Source organism: Pseudomonas sp. PA-1-6B (assembly GCF_021609545.1).
In the GTDB taxonomy this organism is placed as follows: Bacteria; Pseudomonadota; Gammaproteobacteria; order Pseudomonadales; family Pseudomonadaceae; genus Aquipseudomonas; species Aquipseudomonas fluorescens_BV.
The window spans coordinates 1-523 of the sequence record NZ_WJZM01000136.1 but is presented as its reverse complement, the minus strand read 5'-3'; the positions used below and the strand labels follow the sequence as shown (position 1 = coordinate 523).

Here is a 523-nt window from a genome sequence, read left to right as displayed (position 1 = left end):
GGCGCACTACCAACTTGCCTTCGGCGCGTACGGTGCTGCTCTTCTCCAACGGGTAGCACTTGCCGCCCACGGTGTTGCTCTTGATGCCTTTCGCGGCGCCAGCCCCATCACCCTTGGTGGTCGGCACTAGGCTCTTGTCGAACACCACCACCGGTTTACCGTTGGCACGTACCGATTTGGCCACGCCGGTGGCAGTTCTCAGTTCAGCCGTGACGGGGTAGGGCACCGGTGGTATGGCGCTGCCCATCGGCGTCTTGCACACATCCGGGACGATGCTGACGACTTTCCATCTGCCCTGCTTACGGGCGATGACGTTATCGGCCATGTCAGAGCACCTCCTTGTTCATGCGCTTGATTAGCGGTGCGCTCGGATCGGTCTCGAAGCGCGCTTCCAAGACGCGAATGCCCAGATGATTGGGCAGGCTGATGCGATGGGTCAGCGCTAATGTCATGGCCTCGGTGTCGATACGCAGGGTGTCGGTGAGCATGGGCAGTGGCAGCATGGCGCCGCTGTGCAGGCGCA

At 62.0% G+C, this 523-nt stretch carries 1 protein-coding gene and 1 pseudogene; both read right to left on the bottom strand.

All coding sequences use genetic code 11. The features are described 5' to 3' along the window. Positions 1–325, bottom strand: a 325-nt coding sequence (locus GIV35_RS27605) for a DUF4150 domain-containing protein (RefSeq protein WP_236266006.1), incomplete at its 3' end; no start/stop codon positions are given. A 1-nt stretch (position 326) separates the two neighbouring features. Then, positions 327–523: pseudogene (locus GIV35_RS27600) on the bottom strand (DUF2169 family type VI secretion system accessory protein); the annotation flags it as partial.